Source organism: Pseudomonas antarctica (assembly GCF_900624995.1).
In the GTDB taxonomy this organism is placed as follows: domain Bacteria; phylum Pseudomonadota; class Gammaproteobacteria; order Pseudomonadales; family Pseudomonadaceae; genus Aquipseudomonas; species Aquipseudomonas antarctica.
On sequence record NZ_UYXQ01000132.1, the window covers coordinates 1 to 9,558 of the forward strand.

4 protein-coding genes and 2 pseudogenes are annotated in these 9,558 nt (G+C 57.1%); 4 read left to right on the plus strand and 2 right to left on the minus strand.

Features of this window, described 5'->3' with window-relative positions; all coding sequences use genetic code 11:
• The 3 genes from E0F99_RS26420 to E0F99_RS30920 form a co-directional block, all read left to right on the plus strand.
• On the plus strand, nucleotides 1–540 hold a 540-nt coding region (locus E0F99_RS26420; RefSeq protein ID WP_242626937.1), incomplete at its 5' end, for a hypothetical protein.
• 79 nt (nucleotides 541–619) lie between these two features.
• A complete protein-coding gene (locus E0F99_RS26425) occupies nucleotides 620–832 on the plus strand; it encodes a hypothetical protein (protein WP_083358465.1) in 213 nt (70 codons plus the stop codon).
• Between the two features lie 11 nt (nucleotides 833–843).
• Nucleotides 844–978: a hypothetical protein gene (locus E0F99_RS30920; RefSeq protein WP_269457863.1), complete on the plus strand. Its 135-nt coding sequence runs from the start codon at nucleotides 844–846 to the stop codon at nucleotides 976–978.
• Here the strand turns inward: E0F99_RS30920 and E0F99_RS30685 are convergent.
• Together E0F99_RS30685 and E0F99_RS26435 are read right to left on the minus strand one after the other, a co-directional pair.
• Nucleotides 972–1,070 (minus strand): annotated as a pseudogene (locus E0F99_RS30685) (cation:proton antiporter); the annotation flags it as partial. The gene E0F99_RS30920 and the pseudogene E0F99_RS30685 overlap by 7 nt on opposite strands.
• Nucleotides 1,071–1,094: 24 nt before the next feature.
• Nucleotides 1,095–5,930 carry a glycosyltransferase family 32 protein gene (locus E0F99_RS26435; protein ID WP_130909013.1) on the minus strand — a complete coding sequence of 1,612 codons (4,836 nt, stop codon included), beginning with the start codon at nucleotides 5,928–5,930 and terminating at the stop codon, nucleotides 1,095–1,097.
• A 592-nt stretch (nucleotides 5,931–6,522) separates the two neighbouring features.
• On the opposite strand from E0F99_RS26435, the pseudogene E0F99_RS26440 reads away from it, so the two are divergent.
• Nucleotides 6,523–9,558: pseudogene (locus E0F99_RS26440) on the plus strand (hypothetical protein); the annotation flags it as partial.

Here is a 9,558-nt window from a genome sequence, read left to right on the forward strand (position 1 = left end):
AGAATCATCTCCCCTAACACCCCCGAATCGGCCGTGACCGATCACAGTGAACACAACGCTAAAGTCTTCGGTTCGCCCAAGGACCGTCTCGACTTCTATCGCCGGGAGATCCAATACGAGACGACCATCCTGGCCAACCGCACCGATGCCTATCTCACCGCGCAGTCATTTCTGGTGATCGCCTTCGTGTCTGGCATGGGCAACCTGAACCCGGAATGGGGCAAGTTATTTACGTTGATCGTGCCGGTATTCCTGGTCTCCCTCGGCGTGCTCAGCTCCCTCAACGCTTGGCCCGGTATCCGTGCCGCCTACGACATCATCGACCATTGGCATTACAAACAGAGCGAACTGCTGCGCAGTGAACCGGTGATGGGCCTGGCCTATGACGATTCGCCGCTGTTCTGTGAGACCGAGTCGTCCCACAAGGGCTATCGCAAGTCGCTGTTGTTTTCCATGCGTGCGCCGTGGCTGTTCATGGTGTTTTGGGTATTGCTGGGGGCTTATGCGTTTTATATTCAAGTCGATAACCCGATCTCTTAAACAGTTGGAACTTCATGGCCCGGCACGGGACCTTATCTTTACGCAGGCTGTGTTTTGCAAAACTGCGAAGAGGTGACCTATGAACACAAGCAACGATCCCCAAGTCAGCAACCGCAATGACCCGGCCATCGATGGCGGCGAACCGGCGCCCGGCACCGCCGCTGATGCGCCGAAAGACCCAAAGCCTGCCAGCGACCCAAAAGCCAAGGAAAACGACTACAGCCCTGACTTCAAGTCTGAGCCTGAGGCCAAGCCTGAAACCGATGCTGATATCGACACCCAGGGCGGCTAGAGGAGACGGTCATGTCAGAAGAAGACGAAGAAGAACTCAATGACCCGGGTAACGAAGACCCGGGCTCATTGATGGATGACGCAGAGGTGCCGCTCAACGATCTGGATGACGCGGCAGACGTTGGCAATGCCGACAAGCAAGAGTGATTTTTCACCTTGGCACGTCGTTCATACAAGCCCCGTATCGGCTGGGTACTCAGGCCATGAATGACGATGCTCAAGGCGATCACCGAGACGGTAGACCCAGGTTCAATCCACCTCGATCAGGTATTGATCCAGGAGTGCTCGGAGCCCACTTGGATGTTAAACCGATGGCGAAGCGGGAAGTAATGATCCTTCATCTTTTTGATCTGGTTATCCAGCAGGTCCGGGGGAGTAATGCCATTTCTGGCGTAGGCCTCAAGTACGTCCTTTTTTATGTCCACCGCCGGGCCATGCGCCACGTGCGCTCCGTCGACAACCTTGGCTTGCTTGGAAAACCCATCGATACCCAAGTCGTACATATCGGGTCTTTTTAACTTAAGCGTGTCGTTAAACAGATTAGGGCCCACGGTATCGAATATTTTCTTCTCATACGCTTTAAATTCATCGGTAAAGTTAACGTGGCCATCGGCGCCTCTGGTGACTTTTGGTCGTTTGGCCGGGAAGTGGATTTTGTTCGCGGTGAACCGCTTGTTCATCTCAGTGATCAGGTTTTCAAGCACTGGATTGCCCGGTCGTGTTGCAAAGTGACTGGTGTTATAGAAGGTCTTGTTATCAGTGAAGGTATGCACCGTCGGCACACCGAGCAGCACATCATCCGCGCCGGCCATCAGCGGCTCGCAACTGATGTTGGCGCGAATGACATCATCGGTATCGAGGTACACACCGCCATGTTTATTCATGATCGGATAGCGTGCCACATCGGAAGCAGCGGCCAGATTTTGCCCTTGGCCTTGTCGAAAGTATTGGTACAGCTCGCTATTTTTCACCCGTTTGAAGGCCTCGTCCTCATGCAGGTTTACGACGGTCACGCCGGGAACCTTACTTTCCATGTTGGTCTTTATCTGCTGAAAAATAGCCGGGCTGTCGGCATCCACATGAAGGATGGAGGTGTACCCCGATGCTCGGGTGGCGTTCTGGGTGATGTTGTCGATCAAGTGCGCAGGGATCTCCTTGCCTGCCCAAAAATAGTGGAGTTGCTTGGGCAGCGGCTTTAAGCCTTTCGGAATGTTTATCACCACCGGTGTCGAAATATCAGCCAGCTTGTAAGTTTTCGAATCCAGTTTCCGGGCGTTTGAAAACTCATCAAACGTTCCGCCTTGCCATTGGCCGTTGCCACTTCTCCAATAATAGGTATGGCGTATTTCATGGGTGCCTTCGATACGGCGGGTTTCTGTCCATGCGCCGGCTGTACTGTTGAACGTTACGGTACGGTCCAGGCCCTGATAGTGGAGTGAGAAGGGGGAGGCTGAATGTTTGGTGATTTTAATATCATCCATCGGCACCGCAAACATACCGTTGCCAAAACTCCACCGTACCGGGCCGCTGCCCGCGCCGCCCAGCAGTCGCTCGGATCTTGCGGCGGGCTCCCATCCGCTAGCGCCCAGATCGCTGACAGGTATGTCGAGACCCGCGCCTTTTGGGTGGAGGATGACGCGTTGGCCGTCCTTCAATCGGGACTCATACAGCAGCCCGTCGACTTTCACGTATTCTTTTTTGCTACGGCCTACAAACACATTGCCTTGTAAGCCCTTGATCGCCAACTCGCCCGGCGCTACGTATTTGGACTCATAACCCAGAAGGTCGGCGTCCAGTGACCTGACCTCGCCGTTGGCCGCTACCCGGCTGGGGGTGAAATGTGTCACCGGGGGGGAAATGGGTCGTTTCTTCAAGGCGTCGTATCGATGCCATTTGCCCTGCGACATGACGACAGTCCCCTCGACAGTCTCTTGCCCAACCTTGAACGTACCGGTTGCCGCCAGACCGTACTGCTGGCTGGCAGCTGTTACCGGGTCATGGCTGCCGATTGCTTGCAAACTATTAACGTCTTTTGAGCTGTACAGGTCGGGGATAAAATTCGGCAGCGGCTCGAGGTACATTTCTTTTGTGTGTGGATTAATGCGAAACCACTGTTGGCTTTCCTCATCGAATTTGGCCAGGGCTTGACGGGCGTGTGTGCTATTGGCCGCTCTGAATGTGCCTTCAACGATATTGGGGGTTTTTGCCAATTCAAGCAGATTGACACCCGCGTAGGACGCGCGCAGTTGTTTGACACCCTTATGGGCTTTACGGACAACAAAGCGCCCGGCCTTGAAAACACCCCGCGCCAAGTCATCAACACCGCCCAGTGGGTTAAGTGCGCCAACCGCCGCCCGGCCGGCAATCTGGAATACCTTACCGACCTTTGAAAGCGCCGAAGCGCCGGCCAGGGCGCCTTTTGCGCCTTTGGCTGCGGCCCCCAGGCCAACCGCGAAACCAAAGATATCGAAGGCCAGATCAACCGCGCCGTCGAAAACCTTGCCCTCTTTGAAGTTGTTGATGGCTGACCTGAACGGGATCAGGGCGAGCGCAATCTCTTGAACAACCTTGTGGGTCGGCACTTCAGTCTCAAAAGTCGTTGCGCCTTTGGCGTGGCTCTGTACCGCAGGCAGATCCATATCCTCGATCACCGCATCAACGATGTATTGAGTTCTTTCACTGCCGAAGCTATCAGGCGCCCCTCGCGCGCCTCTGTTTTCATCCGCTATCCCAGGTGCGTGCTTACCCGAAGGCTTTATTACGTCGTATCTTTTACCTTTCGAGGGGTACCAACCTTCGGTGGGCGCATATTCCCTGTAAGTCTTGCCCGGTAATGGGGTTAGAGTGCCCTTCAACCGATCAAATTCATACGTGAGGGATGTGCCGTTGCGCTCGGTCTCGATCAACAACACACCGTCTGCAACGCGCAGGGGGTGATCGGCCCTGTGGTAGTCGATTTCCCTGCGGACCGTTATTTTGCCGTACGCCAGATTCTCTCGGTGTTCCTGTGGCTGTTTGCAAATCAGGTAGTTGAGTTGTGCCGACGTGGTCTTTTTCACGGCGTTGGCGTACTTCGGGTATTGCTCATCGAACTGCGCGAGCGGGCGCGGCAGGTCTTTGAGCTTGGGCAGCACATCGTTGAGGTTGAGCCCATCCTCGGATGAGACCCATACCGCAGGCGTCCCGTCATCCGGAATATTGATAGCCCCAACCGTCAGGAACCTGAAGAACGTACGGCCTGCGCTCCCCCAGTCATCATTCGAGTCGGGGGGGGCGCCCACCAGCGCTCTGCCATCAATGTACAGATCCAACAGTGAGTAAGGTCCGGGAAAGTGCCGGTTGCTGGGCTGCGAGGTGATAGATTTTGTTTCGAACAGCGTTGCGTCGACGTTCGGGAACGCTGTTTTCAAGTGTTCGAGCGCGATGGCATTGGTCGTCGGCATGGCGAGGTCGGGCGTTGCAGCCGCCTCGCTCAGCAAGCGCACCTGCGTATCGAACGCCTTGCGCACAGTGGATAGGGCGGTATCGGTCGACGGGTAGTGTTTGCCATTGGCGACAGCCCACTCTTTGATTGCTTCATTCTGGGCGGCATATTCAACTTGGCGTTCTTCATCCGTGATCGGTGCGATGCTGGCTGCGAGGATGACTTGCGCATAAGTCATTGTCGCCGTCGCCCCGGGCGCCTTGGCTTCGATGCGAGCGACCGCCGTGGCAAAGGTGACCCAGCTGTGGGTGCCTACAACCACCTGATCAGGGATGTCTTTGACCCCAAACTCCGGGGCTGTACTGCTGACCTTGGTGTAGGCCAGTACAGATGCAGTCTCCAAGGACGAGGCTATGCCTTTGGCGTGCAGGTATTCAGCCAGCGCCTTGACGACCGCCGCCGCCGTTTTGCCCATGTTTTCAGCTGAGACCAATCGATAGCCTTCAATTGTCGTCCCATCGCGCGAAGGCTTGTTGCTCTGCATGTTAAAGGCCGCCAGCAACCAGTCGGTGGCATTGCCTTTAATGGACCGCGCCTCAAAGGTGGCCTGAATGGCGTTGCCCAATGCCTGCCCCCTGGGCGAGTTGATCAAAGCGTCGATCAACAGTCGCGGATTGCGCTGCTCCTGCTCAGTGATCGGCCTGGCGTTGAGCAGGTAATCCAGCACGTTTTTAAATGGGCTTAAGGTGATATCGCCGAGCTTACCGGTGCGTATATCCGCCCGCAGTTGTTCCTGACTTTCCTGATCAAGCGGTATGGGCCAGCTCAGCGCGCCACCCAGGTCGCCATGGGAGGCCGCCTTGGGGGGCGCAGTGGTCAGGGCATTTGCCAGGTTAACCAGGTGTTCGGAGGTGGTGGGGATGTCCCAGCCGTGATCCTCCAACAATTGCTGCAGGCTGACGTGGTTGGATTGGCCGGTATCCGTTGGCCGATAGGTACCGTCGGCGCAGAGTTGGACGGTTTTCTGCAGTTCGGCCCGGATGTCCCCCACCTGTTTGCCGCCATTTTCTATGGCTGTCGCCAGGCGCCGCAGTGTTTCGCCAGCCATATGCCGGTTGCGAATGTCGCCCAGAAGCGCTTTCTGATCTTGAAGTGCATCCTCACCGCGCGACGTGATCAGGCTCGCAAAGCGAGTGGGGTCGAGGGTTTTAAAGCGCTGATCCTGACCTATTTGGTCCGCGCGCCTGAGCATGCCGGACAGCGTCAGTCCTCGGGGCTCTTGATAAAAATCCCCGACGATCTGCCACGGAACCGGTTCGCTTGGGCTCAGGACCGGCGGTGCAAACGGGAACCTCACGCCCATGACGCGTGCAGCCTGGCGGATAGGCTCACCGATTGCGGCCCAATGGGGGGCGTCTTGATCGACCGTGTGCAACGTTTGCAGTGGGTCGAGATAGCGCTCGAGCATGAAGGAGACTTGACCTGATTTCGGATCGAGCTTTATCGACGTGGCGTCGATCCCCCGACTGCGAATCCACTGCTGAACGTCAGGTGATTGGAAGGCGTCATGCAAATGCCCCCACCATTGGCCAAATGTGGAATGCGCAGGAATGTGCTCGATCTCGATATAGGGTTGACGCTTGGCAGCCAGGTTCAAGGCAATCTGATATTGCATTGACAACTCAGCATCCCCTCCGGCGCGCGTGGTGGCCTGCGGTTGCGGCGCAGAAGGGCTATCACGCCGTTGCCGCGACAGCGGCGGCGAGTGGGGAAGCGTCGGGGCAGGTAAGGGTTGAGACGGCGCGGTAAAGCGCTTTTGTACACTGTTCATAGGGTCTGTCGCTTGGCGTTGGGGAACTCTGCCTCGGTCTGCATAGACTGCGAGGCTTTCACCCTATTTAGCCGTCACGCCGGGCGGGTTCCGTCAAACCGCTGCAGACGTCATTACCCTATGTTTCGCCCCAGCCAGGACAGCCCTCGGGGCTAACGTCAATGTGTTTCCAGCAACTGCGAGCCGATGGTTTTCAGGCGGATCGCCGTGGTGACCGGCATCCAGCGCAGCTAGGAGGGGGCGGGCGAGTGTGAGTAACACCGCGCCCGGCGAGGCCCTTCCTGGAATAAAAGTCATCGAGCAGGGTAGGGCGCAATATCCTGAAAATGATTGGCGGCCAATGCCGGGGAGTGATTTGTGGGGTTTCAGGCACATAGATGGATATCGATAAAAATCCAATTGATGCCCGTCTAATTTTCCCTTGTTGAGACCGTGAATGATGGCAGCCTCCTCCAGTGTTCCCGCATTGCAAAACGAACCAAGCCAATTGCTCAATGCACGGGCTTGCTCTAATGAGCCGCTTGCCCCCACACGCCAGAGTGATATGCAGCCTTCTACGCAGTTACCGGGCGACGTTCACCCCGAGGGCGATAACGAACTGGCTCCGATCTACCGTGCGGCACTGCTTGAGATCAAGGGCGAGGCAACTCATGACGCCGGGATCCACGTTTATCCAATCCCCTGGGCCTCAACGTTTGGCCAGTGGTGGTCCCAGATGGGCCGCGCGATGCAATCGCGCGAAATGCAGCAATGGATGACTGAGGTTGGCGTAGACCCCATGACCGTCGTCCTCAAGCCCGGCTTGGGTGAGATCTCATTCAGGCTCACGCGTGAACGTGATCCGCGGCGGGTTTTGCACACACTGAACCAGGCCGATGCACGGTGGGCAGCGATAAGCGCGCCTGTCCTGGCGGCCGCGAAAATTATCGCGGCGGGCGATCCCGCAGCGGTTGTAAAACCACCCTTGGATGCGGGCAGCGAGCGCGCTCCGCTCGACACAATCAGGCGTTTTTATAAAGAACCCGCAACACCCACGCGCGCTGCTGCCCAGGCGCGCGCTGTAGAGCTTTTGCGGGATAAGTCATTGGTTCAATTGCCCCCAGAGCAGGATCGGGTATTGAGTGAGAGTCGCAGTCAAACCGTGCTTGAGCGCCATAGGGCCACTTTGGGCGATATCGATATCCGATACCAGGCTGGCTACAACTTGCAGTACCTGTCCCAGCGTATTGAAAAAGGTGATGATGACGAAATCGGGTGTGTCGATGAACTGACCAAGCTCAAGGTCTATGTGCCCCTCGACAGCAGTTACAAGCCGGCCAAGGCGGACACCTCCAACGGCATTAGCCTGAGGCAGTATCTCGATGACCACGGGTTGAACATCCCCGGCAACCGCGAACAATTGGTCAACCTCGCTAAAGCGCTGATGACGCCCGAACCTCGCGCCCCCTTGCACGGCGACTACTCGGGAGCGCTTGGGTGGGCAGAGCCTGTCGACCCCATGATTTTCCAGGACTTGAGGGCCATGATCACTCAAGGCAAACCGGGTGGTATTGACTTGGGTGCCTTCAAGAGCGTACTGGAATATCTGTTGGATAAATGGCCGCTTTCCACGTCACAGGCACGTAACCCGCGGCTGTTGATCGACAACCTGCTGAGCTCACCCAAGGGCAAGGCGCTGGGTGCTGCCATTCAAGCCGCGTTCGAAGTGAAGTCAATCAAAGGTCGTGCAGATGACTGGCTGCTGGCCGCTTTATGCGCAGACGCAGGCACTGCGAGGGCGGTTGAAAATGCCGATTCACGCCTGAACATCGAAGGCTATCGATTGATGGCCGCCGGTAACGCAGGCAAGACCGCCGCAGCGGTCTTGAAGGAATTGCACATGTCGCTGGTGTCGTGTGGCAAGACGACCAGCCTTCTAGCCGCCTCCGCTTACACGACCTTGCGACTCTCCTTTCAAGCGCCTGAGTTTCTCGTCAAAGAGATACCGGCCGCGATCGTCCTGGGCTCGCATGCCTGGGTCAGCTTTGTGACCGCTGTGGGCCGTATTGAAGCAAAATCTCCCGGCGCGACAGCGGCGATGACGTATTGGCAGGTCATGGACTACGCCAGCACCGCTCCCGTCACCGATGAAGAGCAGCGTGATGAATACCTCGCTCAACGCCATTCGCTCAAGGATTGGGCAGTGGCCAACGGGATTGGGTTGCCCCAGCCCAATGACACGATGGCAGCGGTGCGCACGGCGTTCAATGCTCAGCTCGGCGAGCTGAAGGCCGCCGCACTGACCGCCATTGACACGGTCCCCACCCTGAGTGAAAGGGTGCATGCCTTGCTGAAGACGGCCCTTGCGGGGATGAGCCGCGAGCAGTTTGAGAAAAAGTGCATCACCCTGCAGCCCCCCAACAGGCATTTCCCTGGCCCGTATTCAGTGCTGGACCTGTGCATGGATGGACGGCCATTTGCCTCAAAGCCTCCAGGCCCGAACGATGACGTGGGAACGTTCGGCCAGGCAGTCCTGCAAGCGACGCTATTGAGCAACCTCGGCGCTATTCATGCAACGGTAGAGAAGCCGCCAACAAGCCAATGGGTTTCGTCATCGCCCGACGTTGATATCCGTAAGGCCCTCACTGCGATCGAATCGCTTGGCGACCTGCCCACGCGATTCAATGCGGCATTTTCGCGCTTCGCCGCTGACCTGGAAAAAACCACCAAGGCGCAGCTCAAGTACCTGATTTCAACACTGGCGCTGCAGGACCGTCAGAATCTGGAATACGGGAAAATGACCGTCGTCAAACACATGAACCTTGCCAGGAACAATACCGGGCAGCCCAGACGCTCGCGTGCCTCCCCAGGGAGCGTGTTGGTCAAGACGGAACGCAACGGCAAATTCTGCACTTACGAGATCAATCGTTTGACCAACAAGATTATCCCGCGCCGTGACCTTGGAGACTTCCAGACGGGAGACCGTACAGATGTGGGGAGTCGCCCTTACACACTGTTCGACGTTATCACGCCTACGGGTAAGTACCCGCCGGGGTTCACCGATGAGAATAAAGGCACCCCGGGTATTCCACGCAGTTTCAGCAGTGAGAGGACCGCCTACATAGTCGACGCCGTGATCAAGGACATTGACCTGCCTGCTGCCAGGCAAGCCGCCAAGGGCATGACCACCTTCGATACTGAAGTACCTCCACATAAAGTCGTTGGCGAGTTTGCGCTTAACCTGATCCCGCTGCGCTCGGCGATCGTCAACTTTAAAAAGGGCAATTTGAGTGACGCGGCCAACGACCTGATACTGGACATCTTTGGTTTCGTGATGGGTGTTGGGGGGGCGGCCAAAGGGGCTAAAGCCTTGGCTGCCGGTGCTTCGGCGGTGGGCAAGGCCGCTCACGTCATGAAGATTGTCGGTCGGGCGGCCGTGGGAAGCCTCAACCCTTTGAGCGGTATTGATGCTCTGGCCCGTAGCGCCTGGGCC

Excerpts from the sequence above, each read along its gene's own strand:
- E0F99_RS26425 (WP_083358465.1), top strand. The coding sequence starts at position 620 with ATGAACACAAGCAACGATCCCCAAGTCAGCAACCGCAATGACCCGGCC.
- E0F99_RS30920 (WP_269457863.1), top strand. The coding sequence starts at position 844 with ATGTCAGAAGAAGACGAAGAAGAACTCAATGACCCGGGTAACGAAGAC.
- E0F99_RS26435 (WP_130909013.1), bottom strand. The coding sequence starts at position 5,930 with ATGCAATATCAGATTGCCTTGAACCTGGCTGCCAAGCGTCAACCCTAT.